This window comes from Bacillus sp. SIMBA_008 (assembly GCF_046535495.1).
Lineage (GTDB): Bacteria > Bacillota > Bacilli > Bacillales > Bacillaceae > Bacillus > Bacillus subtilis.
On sequence record NZ_JAWRWL010000581.1, the window covers coordinates 1 to 266 of the forward strand.

Consider the following 266-nt stretch of genomic DNA (forward strand, 5'->3'; position numbering starts at 1 on the left):
GCAGCGTTAAGCTCATTCGGACTCGGAGGAACAAACGCACACGCCATTTTTGAACAGTATGAAAACAAAACGATCAGCGGATCAAATGACGGACAGCCGCCTTATATCGTTCCGCTGTCAGCGAGAAATAAGCAGCGTCTTACTGCCTATGCAACTTGTTTATCCGGCTTTCTGGATGAAGCCGAAAACGATGTTTCCTTGCATGATCTGGCATTTACGTATCAGACCGGACGTGAAGCGATGGAAGAGAGAGCCGTTTTTATCAG

Annotated in this window: 1 protein-coding gene; it reads left to right on the forward strand. The window is 47.4% G+C overall.

Translation table 11 applies throughout. The features are described from left to right. A partial coding sequence (locus SB658_RS24525; protein WP_410602988.1) for a KS-MAT linker domain-containing protein occupies window positions 1-266 on the forward strand: 266 nt, incomplete at both ends.